The following is a 16,376-nucleotide window of genomic DNA, read 5'->3' as shown; positions in this document are numbered from 1 at the left end:
GGAGAATAATGATAATCTATGTACAGGCCGTTACGAACAGGAGGCTCGTTATGGAGATGATTCGGGTCGTTTTTATGACCGTGCTCGTATTTTTTGTCATTGTAACCATTCATGAATGGGGACATTACTATTTCGCCAAACGCGCTGGAATACTAGTTCGGGAATTTGCAATTGGCTTTGGTCCAAAGCTGTTCTCAATTAAGCGTGGTGAAACCAGATTTACGCTAAGACTCGTACCGGCCGGTGGCTTCGTCCGAATGGCAGGAGAGGATCCAGAGATTGTTGATGTTACTGTCGGACAGACGATTGCTCTTCGTGTAAAGAACAATCAGGTTACGCGGATTTATCTCGATCGACTGGATGAACGCAGTGGTGTTGTTCGCGGGGAAGTAACTGCGATTGATCTCGAGAAAGATTTGTTCGTTACCCTTGATGTAGAAGGGGATCAAGAACGGTTCGCCGTTCATCCAACCGCGCTTCTTATTTCAAGAGGGAAAGACACGCAAATCGCTCCGATCGACCGTCAATTCGGAAGTAAATCGGTTGGCGCACGTGCGTTGTCGATCTTCGCCGGTCCACTGATGAACTTTGTGCTTGCGTTTATTTTGTTCATGGTATACATACAGATGGCAGGCACGCCGCAAGGTTTGCTCGTTGATAAAGTAACCAAAGGGATGCCGGCTGACCAAGCTCAGCTGCAGCAGGGAGACTTAATTGATACCGTTAATGGAGTCAAGATCGGTACCGATTATGACAAAATGATTGATATCATCGGGGCATCTCCCGGCAAAGCTATTCAGCTTAATGTAATCCGCGATGGAGCTCTTCAACCCATTAAATTGACTCCGGTAGCGGATGATCAAGGTGTCGGTAAGGTAGGTATAACGGCAGCTTATCAATTCCGAAGTGCAACGGTTGGCGAGACCATTACAGGTGCAGCCAAGCTGATGAAGACCATGACGGTTAGTATTTTTGAAGGCTTCAAGAAGATTATTATCGGAGACTTCAAGCTGGACGATCTGGGCGGCCCAGTCCGCACAGCGGAAATGACTAGTGAAATTGCTCGCAAAGGTATTACAGATTTAACGTCATGGACGGCTTTATTAAGCCTGTACCTTGGCATTTTCAACTTGCTGCCCATTCCCGCGCTTGATGGAAGCAGGCTTATATTCCTTGGTCTCGAGGCGGTACGCGGACGTCCGGTTAATCCAAACCGGGAGAGCATGGTCCACTTCATCGGCTTTGCACTAATTATGCTGCTGATGCTTGTTGTGACTTACAACGATATTTTGCGATTGGTACGAGGGGAGCCATAAGTCGGTTATGTCTAAGGATAAACAGTTTGTTACCGAAATTACGCCGCAAGGCGAGGATTTTTCAAGATGGTATCTAGATGTTATTAAAAAAGCAGAGCTCATGGATTATTCGCCGGTGCGGGGTTGTATTGTTTTCCGTCCAGAAGGCTATGAGTTGTGGGAAAATATTCAACGCGATCTGGATCGTCGCTTCAAAGAAACCGGTCATCGCAATGCATACTTCCCGCTCTTTATTCCGGAAAGCTTCTTCCAAAAGGAGAAAGAGCATGTCGAGGGCTTTAATCCTGAGCTGCCGTGGGTAACGGAAGCTGCTGGTGAGAAGCTGGAAGAACGTCTTGCTATTCGTCCAACTTCAGAAACGATGTTTGGACACATGTATTCGAAATGGATCCAATCGTATCGCGATTTGCCGCTCTTGATTAACCAATGGGCGAATGTTGTACGTTGGGAAAAACGTACACTGCCATTCCTTCGTACAAGCGAATTCTTATGGCAAGAGGGCCATACGGCTCATGAGACAGAAGAAGAAGCTCGCGAAGAAACAATGAAGATGCTTAGTGTGTACCGTGAGTTCGTTGAGGAGTTCCTTGCTATTCCGGTAATTGAAGGGGAGAAAACTCCTTCCGAACGTTTTGCAGGTGCGGTAAATACCTATTCGATCGAAGCGATGATGAAAGATGGTAAAGCGGTTCAGGCCGGTACTTCCCATTATCTTGGTACCAAATTTGCAGTAGCTTTTGACATCAAATATTTGGATCGTGAGAACACGCTTCAATTCGCTCATACCACATCTTGGGGCGTGAGTACACGTCTGATTGGTGCTATGATTATGGTTCATGGTGACGACCGTGGCCTGGCTTTGCCGCCTAAGGTTGCGCCAACTCAAGTCATTATGATTCCAATTGGTCCGGCCAAAACCCGTGATCAAGTCGTTGGCCGTGTTGACGAACTGTTTGCTGAGCTTAAGAAAGCTGGCATCCGTACACGTGTAGACGACCGTTCGGACGTCAGCCCAGGCTGGAAATTCAATGAATACGAAATGCGCGGTATTCCGCTTCGCCTTGAACTTGGACCTCGCGATATGGAAAATGGCCAAGTCGTTCTTGTATCACGGATTAGTGGGGAAAAGAGAATCGTTCGCCAGGACAATCTAATTGTCGAAGTTGAAACGATGCTCGCTGATATTCAACGTGAAATGTATGAGAAAGCGAAGAAATTCCGTGAAGATAATTTCTATGATGTAGATACACTTGACGAGATGAAAGCTTCGATGGAAGAGAAACGTGGATTTGTATTAGCTGGCTGGTGTGGTTCTGGAGCTTGCGAGAAGCAAGTCAAGGAAGAAACAGGCGCAACAAGCCGTAACATTCCTTTTGAACCGGAGAAGAAGAAGAGCAAATGTCTCGTCTGCGGAGAACATGCAGAGCACACGGTCGTATTTGCACGTGCATACTAATAGCTTCGATCGGATTGGATCGTACAGGAGTGATTGATTGCCATGAGCCAAACCGGAGACAAACGGCAGCGCTTTGAATTGCTGATGCAGCAAGCGGGACTGCCTCAAGAAATAATAAATTCCTATTACAAGGACGGTTACATTGAGCAAGTTCTTGTAGGAAAAAGCAATAGAAAGTGGACGTTTTGCATTCGCAAAACGTCCTTAATTCCTTATAAGGCCTTTATGGCGCTGACCCAAGCCGTAAACATGAAGTTTTCGCATATTGCTGAAACTTCTTTTCAGCTTCAATACGAACCAACGGTTCCTTCTGTAGAGATTGCCCGTGAATATTGGCCAATGTTCCTAGAGTGGGTTCAACAAGAGAACGCTTCAGTTAACGGCTGGCTGAGTAAAGCAGGAATGGAACCAACGGATGAGATGATCACCGTATCGCTGCTCGATGGTATGGGCCTGGAGTTAGCCAAGAAGAAGAAGATTGATGAAGCGATCAGCAGCTTCTATGAGCGTAACTTTGACCGGACTTATCGTGTGAAGATGGAAGTCGGCGAACAGGCTAGACCGGAAGTTTATGAAGAGTTCCAACAGAAGCGAGAACAAGCGGAGCGGGAAGCGGTCATTCAGATCATGGAAAGCGTCGCTACGGAAGCCTCTGAGGGCGAAGGCGATGAAGCACCGACCAAATTGGCGATGGGCTATGATATTCGTGATGAGCCTACTCCACTTATGAACATCCGTGAAGAAGAAAAGAAAATTACAGTACAAGGCGCTGTATTTGGCCTCGAAGTGAAAGAGCTTCGTAACGGTATGACCTTGTTTACGTTTAACGTAACCGACTTCTCCGATTCGATGGCGATGAAAATGTTTGCCAAGAACAAAGAAGACGTGAAGATGCTTAGCCTATTGTCGAATGGCAAATGGGTGAAAGCACGTGGTAAGGTCGATTATGACCGCTTCATGCAGGAGCCAGAACTGGTCATGATACCAAATGATCTCCAAGAAATATCTTCGCCGCCTGACCGTAAGGACAATGCCGAGGAGAAACGTGTTGAGTTCCACCTCCATTCCACAATGAGTGCGATGGACGCGGTTACTCCTATTGGTGAATATGTAAAGATGGCTGCTAAATGGGGTCATAAAGCGATAGCTATTACCGATCACAGCAATATTCACTGTTATCCAGAGGCTTTCAAAGCAGCGAAGAAGAATGGGATCCAAGTTTTATTCGGCCTTGAAGCCAATGTTGTGAATGATGCAGTGCCGATGGTGCTGAATTCAAGGGAAGAACAGCTGGCCTCTGCCGAATATGTTGTATTTGATATCGAGACGACGGGCTTATCTATTATAAATAATAAAATTATCGAGCTTGCAGGCGTTAAGATGGTGAACGGTAAGGAAATCGACAGATTCTCCACCTTCATTAATCCGCATGAGAAAATTCCTTATCATATTCAACAGCTGACGAATATCAATGATGAGATGGTACAGGATGCCCCTGAACTCGAACCTAAGCTGCGTGAATTTATTACTTTTATTGGCGATGCCATTCTCGTAGCACATAATGCAAGATTCGATATGGGATTCATGCAAGCAAATTTGAAGTCTTTGGGACTTCCTGAGCTTACAAATCCCGTACTGGATACACTGGAGCTCGCAAGATTCCTACATCCGTCTATGAAGAACCATCGACTTAATACATTATCTGCAAAATATAAGATTTCTCTCGATAACCATCACCGCGCCGTAGACGACTCGGTTGCCCTTGGTGGTGTATTATACGGACTCATAAATGATGCATCTGAACGCAATATTACCGGACTTCATCAATTAAATGATTATGTTGGTCTCGATATTTCGAACTCCCGGCCATTCCATTGCAATATTTACGCGCTAAATGCGGCTGGCAAGAAAAACCTGTTTAAAATGGTGTCGATCTCGCATACGGAGCATTTTAAACGTGTTGCTTGTATTCCGAAAAGCAAACTTGTCGACATGCGTGAAGGTATTCTTGTCATTTCCGGCTGTGAAAAGGGAGAGTTCTTCGAGACAGTGCTTAACAAATCATACGAAGAAGCGCTTGAAATCGCTCGATTCTATGATGCGCTCGAGATTCAACCGATTGACTTCTACATGCACCTTGTTGATAAAGGATTTGTTGGCAGCCGTGCTGAAATTGAACAGGCAATCCGACGTATTTGCGAAATTGGTGATGAGCTCGGCAAGCCGGTTATCGCTACCGGTAACGTCCATTATTTGAATCCACGGGATAAGCTGTATCGCGATATCGCCATCCACGGGATAACTGGTTTCAGTCCGCTAAAAGATTTGCGTAAGCCGGATGCGCATCTGCGTACAACCGAAGAAATGCTTCGGGAGTTTGCCTTCTTAGGTGAAGCAAGGGCTTATGAGGTTGTCGTGAAGAACACTGTGGAGCTTGCTGATCGGTTCGAGCCGTTCGAAATGTTCCCGGATAAATTATTCACACCAATTATCGAAGGGGCGGAAGAAGAAATCCGGAATACATGCTATGACACTGCGAAATCCATGTACGGCGATGATCTCCCACAGGTTGTAATTGACCGTCTGGAAAAAGAGCTTGTACCGATTATCAAATTCGGCTTCTCAGCCAACTATTTGATCTCGGAAAAGCTCGTTAAGAAGTCCAATGCTGATGGATATCTCGTAGGTTCACGGGGTTCGGTAGGTTCTTCTGTCGTTGCGACATTCCTTGGCATATCCGAGGTTAATCCGCTGCCTGCACATTATTTATGTATCAATTCGGAATGCCGCCATAGCGAATGGTTCCTTGATGGCAGTGTCCCAAGTGGATTTGACTTGCCAGATAAGAACTGTCCGAATTGCGGCAAGCCAATGAAGGGTGAAGGTCAGGATATCCCGTTTGAGACTTTCCTTGGTTTCAAGGGCGATAAAGTTCCCGATATCGATCTAAACTTCTCTGGTGAATATCAGCCAACGGCGCATAATTTTACTAAAATTATGTTCGGCGACAAGTGCGTTTTCCGTGCGGGCACGATTGGTACGGTAGCTGAGAAGACAGGATATGGCTTTGCTAGAAAATATGCTGAAGATCATAATAAAACTTGGCGTGGTGCAGAGCTTAACAGGCTAGCTTCTGGTGTAACCGGCGTTAAGCGGAGTACAGGTCAGCATCCGGGCGGTATAGTTGTTGTTCCGAATTATATGGAAGTCGAAGACATTACTCCGGTGCAATATCCGGCGGATGATGTGAATGCAGAATGGAAGACCACGCATTTCGATTATCACGCTTTTGAAGCGAACTTGCTGAAGCTTGATATACTGGGTCATGATGACCCGACGATGATGCGGATGCTTCAGGATTTGACGGGTGTTGATCCAACGACGATTCCGATGAATGATCCGAAGGTTATGAGTATGTTCAACTCGACGAAGGCGCTTGAAGTGTCGCCTGAGAAGATCCGCACACCAGTTGCTACTTATGGCGTGCCGGAGATGGGGACGAAATTCGTTCGCCAGATGCTTCAAGAGACACAGCCATCTTCGTTTGCCGACTTACTTCAGATTTCAGGATTATCCCATGGTACAGGGGTATGGCTGGGCAACGCACAAGAGCTGATCAAGAAGGGTACTTGTAACATTAAGACGGTTATCGGCTGTCGTGATGATATTATGTTATACTTGATATATAAAGCGGGAATGGATGCTGGACTCGCATTCAAGATTACAGAAAGTGTTCGTAAGGGGAAGGGCCTAACGCCGGAATGGATCGAAGAGATGAAGCGTTGTAAAGTACCAGCATGGTACATCGATTCTTGTCTTCGTATCGAGTACATGTTCCCGAAGGCGCATGCTGCGGCTTATGTTATTTCCGCGGTACGGACCGCTTATTTCAAATTGTATTATCCAATTGCATATTATGCGACTTACTTTACAGTACGGGCTGAGGACTTTGATCTGGATCTGCTCTGCCAAGGCTATGATGCGATTCAGAAGAAGCTAATCGAGATTGAGGATAAGGGCTTTAATGCAACAACGAAAGAGAAGAACAGTATTTCATTGCTCGAGATGGCTCTTGAGATGACAGCCCGCGGCTTCTCGTTCAAGCCGATTGATCTCTATCGTTCGGATGCAACAAAGTTTATTATTGACGGCGACTCGCTCATTCCTCCTTATGCGGCTATTGCGGGTATCGGGGAGAATGCAGCAAGGAATATCGCAGCCTCACGTGATCAAGGTGAGTTCCTGTCGATTGAAGATTTCCAGCAAAAATCGAAGGCCAGCAAGACGATTATTGAGGTGTTAACGGGCATGGGCTGCTTCCGCGGACTGCCGGAATCCAACCAGTTGTCATTGTTTTAAACGCCCAATGCAAGAAAACATTTCTTGTCACCCCTATGCGGTTATGATATAATTTTTGTGGCAATGATGTGGATAGAGACTTGAAGCAGAGAGTGGGGAAACCCACTCTTTACGTTTTGTAAACGGCTTTTTTCAAATACGAAATCCCGTTTACATGTATGAAGAAACAGGAGGTTACACCGATTGAGCACATCCAAAATCAAAACCGTTGTTGAAGAAATGGTAACACCTTTCCTCAACAGCAATGGATTTGAACTTGTTGATATTGAGTACGTCAAGGAAGGCAGCAACTATTTCCTTCGTGTGTTCGTAGACAAGGAAGGCGGCATTGATATTGACGAATGCGGCAAAGTCAGCGAATTTTTGAGTGAAGAATTGGATAAGAACGATCCGGTATCCGACGCTTACTTCTTAGAGGTTTCATCTCCGGGTGCGGAACGCCCGCTTAAGAAACCAGAAGATGTTCGTAAAGCGGTGGGTAAGCATGTTTATATATCGACTTACGAGCCGATTGACGGTTCTAAGGAATTTGAAGGACAGCTTACTGCATTTGATGGCGAACAAGCTACGGTGAAAATCGGTAAGAAAGAGCATGTAATTCCATATGCCAAGATCGCAGGCGCACGCCTTGCGATTGTGTTTTAAATAGCGGTTTATTTTTGAAAGGGGGAACTCCATTCCAATGAGCATGGATTTTATTGAAGCATTGTCGGAAATCGAGAGGGATAAAGGGATTGCCAAAGAAGTGCTGTTAGAAGCGATTGAAGCGGCTTTGATATCGAGCTACAAGCGCAACTTCAACACTGCACAGAATGTACGCGTAGACATTAACCGCCATAGCGGCGTTATTAAAGTATACGCTCGTAAAACAGTTGTAGACGAAGTACTCGACCCTCGTCTTGAAATTACAGTTGATGCATCGCGTGAGATCAACCCTCACTATCAGTTGGATGATATCGCCGATATCGAGGTTACACCTCGTGATTTTGGCCGTATTGCTGCACAAACAGCGAAACAAGTCGTTACTCAACGTATTCGTGAAGCTGAGCGCGGACTGATCTATAATGCCTTTATCGATAAAGAAGAAGATATCGTTAATGGTATTGTACAGCGTCAAGATACTCGTAATTTGTTCGTAGATCTGGGTAAAGTCGAAGCAGTGCTTCCACTTACAGAATTGATGCCTACGGATAAATTCAAGCACGGCGACCGCGTTAAGTCGTATATTACAAAGGTTGAGAATACAACCAAAGGACCTCAAATTATTTTGTCCCGTACTCATCCCGGTCTCCTGAAGCGTCTGTTTGAGCTTGAAGTGCCTGAGATCTATGACGGCGTTGTTGAGATTCGCTCGGTTGCCCGCGAAGCAGGTTTTCGTTCAAAGATTGCCGTATACTCCCGTAACGAGGAAGTAGATCCGGTTGGATCCTGCGTTGGTCCAAAAGGGATGCGTGTACAAACAATCGTAAACGAGCTTACTGGCGAGAAGATCGACATCGTTCGCTGGTCGGAGAGCGTTGAGGAATATGTAGCGAATGCGCTCAGCCCATCGAAAGTGCTTGAGGTTATCGTATTCGAACAAGAGAAAATGGCTCGCGTAATTGTTCCTGATTACCAACTGTCTCTTGCGATCGGTATCAAAGGTCAGAATGCACGCCTTGCTGCGAAGCTTACTGGCTGGAAAATTGATATTAAGAGCGAGACGCAAGCGGAGCAGGAATACGGTCGTCCGAAAACGACGACAGGTACGATGCACCAGGACTCTGTTTCCATCGATCAGATGTAGGGCAGGCTTTCATCTTGGGTCCATTTACGGGCAAAGGAGGGGTGAACGGTGAGACCGAGAAAAGTGCCGCTTCGCAAGTGCGTTGCATGCCAAGAAATGAAGCCAAAGAGAGAACTGATCCGCGTTGTTCGGACACCAGACGAAGAAGTGCTAATTGACCTGACGGGGAAAAAAGCCGGTCGCGGCGCCTACTTGTGCGGGCAGGTAAGCTGCTTTAAGCTAGCCAAGAAGTCAAAGGCGCTTGATCGGGCATTAAAGCAGGCAGTTAACGCATCGATTTACGACCAGCTTGAACAGGATTTCATAGCAGTAGAAGACGAGTTTCTGGCAGGCAAGGAGCGGGAAAACGATGGAAATGAATAAATTCTTGTCCTCGCTCGGCATGGCCATGAGAGCTGGCAAACTCATTACTGGTGATGAAATTGTGCTCAAGGCGGTTCGTAAAGGGGAAGCTCAGCTCGTTATTATTGCGGGCGACGCTTCGCCAAACACGAAGAAGAAATTTCGCGACAAATGCAGCACCTACGGGGTACAACTCGCCGAAGCATTTGACCGCGATCAGCTTGGAAAGGCCATAGGAAAGCCGGAACGAGTCGTACTGGCGGTAACTGACGCAAAGTTCGGAAAAATGATTGCAGGTCATCTGAGTCAAAATTCGGAGGTGGATCATATTGAGCAAACAACAGGACAACAGCAAGGACAATAAAGATAAAACGCGTGTATACGAATACGCGAAATCGCTAAACATGAGCAGTAAAGAAATTATAACGATTCTTAAGCGGCTTAACTTGCCTGTTAACAATCATATGAGTGTTATGGAAAACGAAATGGTTCATAAAGTGGAAGGCTTCTTCCGCGATATTAAAGCAAATGCTGCAGCGAAGCGTGCTCAAGAATCAGGCAACGCGACGGTATCTGCCACGCCTCAGCCACAAGCTCAGGCGGCAAGCAAGCCGCAGCAGACGCAAGCACCACAAGCAAACAAAAATTTATCTCAGGACAGACAGGGGCCTATGAATTCTATTAAAACGACATCCGAAACTAACCAATCGCAACAAGAACAACGTCCGGCACAAAGTCAGCAGGAAAGCGCACCTACCACTAATACAAGCACGACTAATGCAGGCGCAAGCACGAACAGCGCTAGCTCAAATAGCTCCAGCAATTCCAGCAACAATAGACCGCAGCACAGCGGTAACCGTCAGGGTGGTTCGTCATACCAAGGCAATCGTCCGCAAGGTCAAGGCAGCGGCCAAGGCAGCAGTCGTCCACAAGGCGGAGGCGGGTACAACCGTCCACAAGGTCAAGGTGGCGGTCAAGGCGGCAGTCGTCCACAAGGTCAAGGCGGTGGGTTTAACCGTCCGCAAGGTCAAGGTGGCGGCCAAGGCGGCAGTCGTCCGCAAGGTCAAGGCGGCGGATTCAACCGTCCACAAGGTCAAGGCGGCGGCCAAGGCGGTGGATTCAACCGTCCACAAGGCGGCGGTGCTCCAGGTGGCAATCGTCCACAAGGCCAAGGTGGCGGAGGCGGCGGCCAAGCGCGTTCATTCGAATCGCGTCCAGCTCCAACATCACGTGGTACTGCAGCAGCAGAAACGAATCGCAAAAGCAATAACGTAAACAATAAAGCGAAGTCAAATACGAACAATGGCAGCCAAAAGCGTTTTGACGATGGCAAACCAAACTATAGAACGAACCCGAATAATCGCGGCAGAGGCGGAAGAAATAACCGTAACCATTCGCAACAGCCTCCACGTGAGAAAATTGACAACACGCCTAAGAAAATTATTGTACGCGGTACAATGACAGTAGGCGATTTGGCTAAACTGCTTCATAAAGATGCATCTGAAGTTATTAAGAAGCTTATTACTCTTGGTGTAATGGCTACAATCAACCAAGAGCTTGATATGGATACGATCCTTCTGATTGCTTCTGAATTTGGTGTTGAAGTTGAAGTGAAAATCCCTGTTGAAGAAGATACTTTCGAAACAGTGGAAGAGGTTGATGACGAAGCGGATCTGTCTACTCGTCCTCCAGTTGTAACTATTATGGGTCACGTTGACCATGGTAAAACAACGCTTCTTGACGCTATCCGTCATACAAACGTAACTGGCGGCGAAGCAGGCGGTATCACGCAGCATATTGGTGCATACCAAGTTGAAGTTAATCAGAAGAAAATTACGTTCCTCGATACACCAGGTCACGAAGCGTTTACGCTTATGCGTGCACGTGGTGCTCAAGTAACGGATATTACGATTATCGTAGTAGCAGCCGATGACGGCGTTATGCCTCAGACGGTTGAAGCAGTTAACCATGCGAAAGCGGCTGGCGTGCCAATTATCGTAGCGGTTAACAAAATCGATAAACCTGATGCGGATCCTGATAAAATCAAACAAGCTTTGACAGAATATGAACTGGTACCAGAAGAGTGGGGCGGCGACACGATCTTCGTTAACGTATCCGCTAAGCAGCGTCTGGGTCTTGAAGAATTGCTTGAAATGATTCTGCTCGTAGCTGAAGTGAATGATTACAAAGCGAATTCAGACAAACGTGCACGTGGTACGGTCATTGAAGCCGAGCTGGATAAAGGTAAAGGTCCAGTAGCACGCGTCCTTGTACAGCATGGTTCGCTTAAGATCGGTGATGCTTTCGTTGCCGGCAACTGCTTCGGTCGTGTCCGTGCAATGGTCAACGACAAGGGCCGCCGTATCAAAGAAGCTGGTCCATCTACACCAGTAGAGATCACAGGCTTAACAGAAGTACCTCTTGCTGGCGATCCGTTCATGGTATTCGAAGACGAGCGTAAAGCAAGAGCGATTGCAGATCGTCGTTCGATCAAGCAACGTCAATCGGAACTGGGTGCAAACTCCCGTGTTACTCTTGACGATCTGTTCAAGCATATCCAAGAAGGCGAGATCAAAGATCTCAACATTATTGTTAAGTCTGACGTTCAAGGCTCAACAGAGGCGCTTAAAGGCTCCCTTGCGAAAATTGAAATCGAAGGCGTTCGTATCAAAATTATTCATAGCGGTGTAGGTGCTATTACCGAGTCCGATATTAACTTGGCTGCGGCATCTAATGCAATCGTAATCGGCTTTAACGTTCGTCCTGAACCACAAGCTGATCTGGCTGCACAACAAGAAAAAGTTGATGTTCGTCTGCATCGCGTTATCTATAACGTGATTGAAGAGATCGAGCAAGCAATGAAAGGTATGCTGGATCCAATCTTCAAAGAGGCTGTACAAGGCCAAGCTGAAGTCCGCAACGTCTTCAAACTTAGCAAAGTTGGCGCTATCGCTGGTTGTATGGTTATTAGCGGTAAAATTATTCGTAACTCCGAAGTTCGCGTCATCCGCGGCGGTATCGTTGTATTCGAAGGTAAAATGGATACAGTGAAACGTTTCAAAGACGATGTGAAGGAAGTCGCGCAAGGTTACGAATGTGGTATTACGATCGAGCGGTTTAGCGACTTCAAAGAAGGAGATATTATTGAATCCTTCATCATGGAATCGGTAGAGCGGTAGAGAGGAAAATAACACATGGCTAAAATTCGTGTAGGACGGGTCGGCGAACAGATTAAAAAAGAGCTGAGCCTCATTATTCAATCAGAGCTTAAAGATCCTCGTATCGGTTTTATTACCGTCACAGGTGTTGAAGCGACAAGCGACCTGTCTCAGGCGCGTGTCTACCTCAGCGTACTCGGCAGCGAGGAACAAAAGGAAGAAACCCTAAAAGCGCTTGGCAAAGCGAATGGATACCTCCGTTCGGAGCTTGGCAAGCGGATGCGTCTCCGTCATACACCAGAGCTGCTGTTCAAGTTCGATAGCAGCATCGAGTATGGCAGCCGCATCGAAGGGCTGCTTGAAGAAATTAACCGCGGAAGCAAAGGTCAATGACGGCCGGCGCGACATACGGGCAACAGCTAGAAGCTGCACTTGCATTTATGCAGGATGGAGACGACTTTTTAGTCGTCTCCCATGTGCAGCCCGATGGAGATGCGATCAGCTCCACATCGGTAATTGGCTGGCTGCTTGATCAACTAGGCAAATCCAAAACACTGATTAATGAAGGGGAATCACCTTCACGACTCAGCTACTTAAAAGGCTATGATCAAATCGTTAATTATCGCAAGGATAAACCGGTGCAGACGTACACGCATGTGATTGCGGTCGATTGCGCCGATTTTCGGCGTATTGGCGAGGTTTCAGCCTTGTTTGCGCAGGATGTGAAATTGCTTAATATTGATCATCATCCTACCAATAACGGGTTTGGTACCGTTAATGTTATTCTTCCAGAAGCTGCAGCAACGGTTGAAATTTTATTCGATCTCATTGAAAAGTCTGGTTGTGCAATAGATGTTGAGTGTGCAACGGCTATCTATACAGGTTTGCTGACGGATACGGGAGGTTTCCGCTATTCGAATACAAGCCCTAAGGTTATGGATGTTGCATCACGTATGCTAGCATTAGGGGCACCAGGTCATAAACTTGCCGATCATTTGCTGGAAAAGATGACAATGGCCAAGCTGAAGCTGCTCCAACGCAGCCTAGCTAGACTGACTTTTACCGAGGATCAGCAAATTGGCTGGCTCTATATTGCCAAAGACGATATGAAGGACACCGGAGCTGTATCCGATGACATGGAAGGGATCGTCAACTACGCCCTTAATATAGATGGTGTTGAAGTTGGCATTCTCTTCAAGGAAACGGAAGATGGCGGCGTCAAAGCCAGTCTTCGATCCGCTGGCAAGGCAGATGTGGCGGCTATTGCACAATCCTTCGGCGGAGGCGGCCATATCCGTGCAGCTGGTTGCCGCATGCAAGGGACGCTAACAGAAACGATTGAAGAGCTTGTTGAAGCGGTTAGAAAGGCGTTGAATGGATAGATGGACGGAATTATTGCCGTATGGAAGCCTGCTGGATGGACCTCTCATGATGTAGTGGCGAAGGTACGGCGAATCGTTCGGATGAAACGTATTGGGCATGCGGGCACGCTTGATCCAATGGTTACTGGCGTACTACCATTATGCCTAGGGCGATCGACACGGGTTGTGGAATACTTGCAGGAACGGCCGAAAGCCTATGAAGCAGTCATTCAGCTCGGTATTGCAACGGACACAGAGGATTTGACGGGTACAGTGCTTGAAGAACAGTCGGACATTAAAGTCACGCAAGAGCAGGTTTTGCAAGTGCTGCAAAGCTTTGTTGGCGAGATTGACCAAGTTCCACCGATGTATTCGGCTGTAAAGGTGGATGGCAAACGACTGTATGAACTAGCTCGTGAAGGCAAGACGGTTGAGCGGAAATCGCGTAAGGTGACCATTCACCAAATCGATTTGCTTTCATGTGATCTAGAGTCAGACCGTCCTCGATTCTCCTTCTCGGTGATTTGCTCGAAGGGTACATATATTCGTACATTATGTGTGGATATCGGGCGAGCGCTTGGTGTACCTGCTGCTATGGCTGAATTGATACGAACGATGTCCGGCGGTATTACAAGAGAGCAATGTGTAACACTTGAAGAGCTTGAGGAGCTTCAGGCGGCTGGCCGTTTAGAAGAGCGTATGCTGCCGGCTGAAATCGCGATTGAACATCTCGCTCGAGTTCAAGCAGATGCTCCTGTTACAGAAATGGCGCTTCGAGGGCAGAAAATACCGTATAATCGGATTACCGATTCCTTCGATTCCAGCAGTCTCGTACGCCTATATGGCGAGAATGATGCTTTTATCGGGATATACAAGGCCGATGACGAAGCATTGGCACTTAAACCGGTCAAAGTATTCTCCTAACCGGGACTATATAGAGGAATTGCAGGTGTATCAGCATGGAAATTATATCACTTACTTACCCTTTGAATGATTGCTCAGACTTGCTTCAGAATAAGAAGCTAGCCGTAGCGATCGGGCACTTTGATGGGGTACATCGCGGTCATCAGAATGTGATTCGCCAAGCGGTACAAATTGCGAAGCAATCAGGATCACTATCTGCTGTGATGACTTTTCTGCCACATCCAAAAGAAGTGCTTGGCCATGGGGATCACTATTACAGCTGTTTAACTCCACCTGAAGAGAAGCAGACTTTATTTGCTGAACTAGGTGTAGACATTATGCTCGTTGTGAAGTTTGACCTGAATTTTGCTTCAATCAGCCCACAGCAGTTTGTGGATGAAGTGCTGCGACCGCTTCAAGCGGAGCATGTAATTGTCGGGTTTGACTTTACATTCGGCTCCAAAGGAAGAGGGAATGCTGAAATGATGAGAAGTTTGGGTAATCCTGATATTAAAGTGGATATTGTTGAGCCGCTTTATGAGAACGGGGAAAAGGTGAGCAGCACTGCAATTCGAGCAGCATTGGAAAAAGGCGACATCGCCCTTGCAACTACGCTACTTGGACATCCATATGAAATGGATGGTATCGTTGTTCACGGGGATGCGCGTGGCAGAACAATTGGGTTTCCAACGGCAAACGTTGAATTGTCTAAGCCGTATGTTTCTCCTTGCTTAGGAGTATTTGCTGTAAAAGTAACGGTTGCCGGCAAGACATTTTGTGGGGTATTAAACCATGGGATGAAGCCAACCTTTAATAAGGAAGAGATTCGTCCAGTACTCGAAGCTCATTTGTTTGATTTCCACCAAGATATTTATGGGGAGCCAATTACAATTGAGTTCCATTCTTTTATCCGTTCGGAGAAGCGGTTTGGATCTATTGATGAATTGATTCAACAGATTGGTGCTGACGCTGTAGAGGCGAAGCAATTCTTTGGTATTGCCTAGGCGTTGGCATTTACTTGCCTAATCAATTATGGTATACTAGACAACGTTGTGAGCGAGTATGGCTTGTCCGTTCAGCGCACAATCGAACCTTAGCTTGGATCTCTGCTCTCACCGGCGATTTCGAGGCTAATGGCGATTAACTGAAATAGGAGGTGAACGAGGATGGCAATTACACAAGATCGTAAAACACAACTGATCGAGACTCACAAAACACACGCGAGCGACACGGGTTCCCCGGAAGTTCAAGTGGCTATCCTGACGGAAAACATCGTGAACTTGACGCAACATTTGCGGGAGCACAAGAAAGATCATCATTCCCGCCGTGGACTGCTCAAGATGGTTGGTCAACGCCGTAAGCTGTTGGCATACCTGAAAAACAAAGATGTTAAACGTTATAGCGCATTGATCGAAAAACTCGGCCTTCGCCGCTAGAACATGTTTCATGAAAAGCAACCTGGTTGTCTTGCCGTCCGGGCTACCGGAGCCGGCAGAATCGGGTTGCTTTTTGTAATATCACAAGATTCAGCAGGATATACCATTGCTGCCCACGAATGGTATGGAAAGCAATGGCTACATAGAAGCGCATGCTTATGAAGCATGATTTGCTTCACAATTCTTTAGGTATATGCTTACGAAGCAAGAATTGCTTCACAATTCTTTTTAGGAGGGAATACGTTTGCAACGAGTAGAG

The 16,376-nt window shown here is 46.8% G+C and carries 13 protein-coding genes; all 13 read left to right on the top strand.

Annotated elements, in window-relative coordinates:
* Positions 1-50 precede the first annotated feature (50 nt).
* The 13 genes from rseP to rpsO all read left to right on the top strand — a co-directional run bounded on the left by rseP (position 51) and on the right by rpsO (position 16,117).
* Entirely contained in the window at positions 51-1,316 is a 1,266-nt protein-coding gene (rseP, locus tag AB4Y93_RS03825) for an RIP metalloprotease RseP (protein WP_441889098.1), read from the top strand.
* A 7-nt stretch (positions 1,317-1,323) separates the two neighbouring features.
* Positions 1,324-2,772: a proline--tRNA ligase gene (gene proS / locus AB4Y93_RS03820; protein WP_441889096.1), complete on the top strand. Its 1,449-nt coding sequence runs from the start codon at positions 1,324-1,326 to the stop codon at positions 2,770-2,772.
* A gap of 42 nt (positions 2,773-2,814) precedes the next feature.
* Complete coding sequence (locus AB4Y93_RS03815) at positions 2,815-7,131, top strand: PolC-type DNA polymerase III (protein WP_441889095.1); 4,317 nt, start codon at positions 2,815-2,817, stop codon at positions 7,129-7,131.
* Positions 7,132-7,314: 183 nt separating this feature from the next.
* Positions 7,315-7,776: a ribosome maturation factor RimP gene (gene rimP, locus AB4Y93_RS03810; RefSeq protein WP_441889093.1), complete on the top strand. Its 462-nt coding sequence runs from the start codon at positions 7,315-7,317 to the stop codon at positions 7,774-7,776.
* Between the two features lie 37 nt (positions 7,777-7,813).
* Positions 7,814-8,917, top strand: a complete 1,104-nt coding sequence (gene nusA / locus AB4Y93_RS03805; protein ID WP_441889091.1) for a transcription termination factor NusA — start codon at positions 7,814-7,816, stop codon at positions 8,915-8,917.
* Between the two features lie 48 nt (positions 8,918-8,965).
* A complete protein-coding gene (gene rnpM / locus AB4Y93_RS03800; RefSeq protein ID WP_441889089.1) occupies positions 8,966-9,280 on the top strand; it encodes an RNase P modulator RnpM in 315 nt (104 codons plus the stop codon).
* Positions 9,273-9,623 carry a L7Ae/L30e/S12e/Gadd45 family ribosomal protein gene (locus tag AB4Y93_RS03795; protein ID WP_167280894.1) on the top strand — a complete coding sequence of 117 codons (351 nt, stop codon included), beginning with the start codon at positions 9,273-9,275 and terminating at the stop codon, positions 9,621-9,623. Before rnpM ends, AB4Y93_RS03795 begins: the two co-directional genes overlap by 8 nt.
* Positions 9,589-12,438 (top strand): translation initiation factor IF-2, encoded by a 2,850-nt coding sequence (infB, locus tag AB4Y93_RS03790; RefSeq protein ID WP_441889087.1) that lies wholly within the window; start codon positions 9,589-9,591, stop codon positions 12,436-12,438. Before AB4Y93_RS03795 ends, infB begins: the two co-directional genes overlap by 35 nt.
* 15 nt (positions 12,439-12,453) lie before the next feature.
* A complete protein-coding gene (gene rbfA / locus AB4Y93_RS03785; protein ID WP_167280710.1) occupies positions 12,454-12,810 on the top strand; it encodes a 30S ribosome-binding factor RbfA in 357 nt (118 codons plus the stop codon).
* Positions 12,807-13,799, top strand: a complete 993-nt coding sequence (locus AB4Y93_RS03780) for a DHH family phosphoesterase (RefSeq protein WP_441889085.1) — start codon at positions 12,807-12,809, stop codon at positions 13,797-13,799. Before rbfA ends, AB4Y93_RS03780 begins: the two co-directional genes overlap by 4 nt.
* A complete protein-coding gene (gene truB, locus AB4Y93_RS03775; RefSeq protein ID WP_441889083.1) occupies positions 13,800-14,702 on the top strand; it encodes a tRNA pseudouridine(55) synthase TruB in 903 nt (300 codons plus the stop codon).
* Between the two features lie 35 nt (positions 14,703-14,737).
* Positions 14,738-15,685 carry a bifunctional riboflavin kinase/FAD synthetase gene (locus tag AB4Y93_RS03770; protein WP_441889081.1) on the top strand — a complete coding sequence of 316 codons (948 nt, stop codon included), beginning with the start codon at positions 14,738-14,740 and terminating at the stop codon, positions 15,683-15,685.
* Between the two features lie 162 nt (positions 15,686-15,847).
* On the top strand, positions 15,848-16,117 hold the full coding sequence (gene rpsO, locus AB4Y93_RS03765) for a 30S ribosomal protein S15 (RefSeq protein WP_127495788.1): 270 nt from the start codon (positions 15,848-15,850) through the stop codon (positions 16,115-16,117).
* Positions 16,118-16,376 lie beyond the last annotated feature (259 nt).

This window comes from Paenibacillus sp. YAF4_2 (assembly GCF_052113225.1).
In the GTDB taxonomy this organism is placed as follows: Bacteria; Bacillota; Bacilli; order Paenibacillales; family Paenibacillaceae; genus Pristimantibacillus.
The sequence above is the reverse complement of the archived record's forward strand: the minus strand, read 5'-3'. Positions and strand labels throughout refer to the sequence as shown.

What these genes read in the sequence shown, in the direction of transcription:
- rseP (WP_441889098.1), top strand. Translation starts at nt 51, where the DNA reads ATGGAGATGATTCGGGTCGTTTTTATGACCGTGCTCGTATTTTTTGTC.
- proS (WP_441889096.1), top strand. Translation starts at nt 1,324, where the DNA reads ATGTCTAAGGATAAACAGTTTGTTACCGAAATTACGCCGCAAGGCGAG.
- AB4Y93_RS03815 (WP_441889095.1), top strand. Translation starts at nt 2,815, where the DNA reads ATGAGCCAAACCGGAGACAAACGGCAGCGCTTTGAATTGCTGATGCAG.
- nusA (WP_441889091.1), top strand. Translation starts at nt 7,814, where the DNA reads ATGAGCATGGATTTTATTGAAGCATTGTCGGAAATCGAGAGGGATAAA.
- AB4Y93_RS03795 (WP_167280894.1), top strand. Translation starts at nt 9,273, where the DNA reads ATGAATAAATTCTTGTCCTCGCTCGGCATGGCCATGAGAGCTGGCAAA.
- rbfA (WP_167280710.1), top strand. Translation starts at nt 12,454, where the DNA reads ATGGCTAAAATTCGTGTAGGACGGGTCGGCGAACAGATTAAAAAAGAG.
- AB4Y93_RS03780 (WP_441889085.1), top strand. Translation starts at nt 12,807, where the DNA reads ATGACGGCCGGCGCGACATACGGGCAACAGCTAGAAGCTGCACTTGCA.
- truB (WP_441889083.1), top strand. Translation starts at nt 13,800, where the DNA reads ATGGACGGAATTATTGCCGTATGGAAGCCTGCTGGATGGACCTCTCAT.
- AB4Y93_RS03770 (WP_441889081.1), top strand. Translation starts at nt 14,738, where the DNA reads ATGGAAATTATATCACTTACTTACCCTTTGAATGATTGCTCAGACTTG.
- rpsO (WP_127495788.1), top strand. Translation starts at nt 15,848, where the DNA reads ATGGCAATTACACAAGATCGTAAAACACAACTGATCGAGACTCACAAA.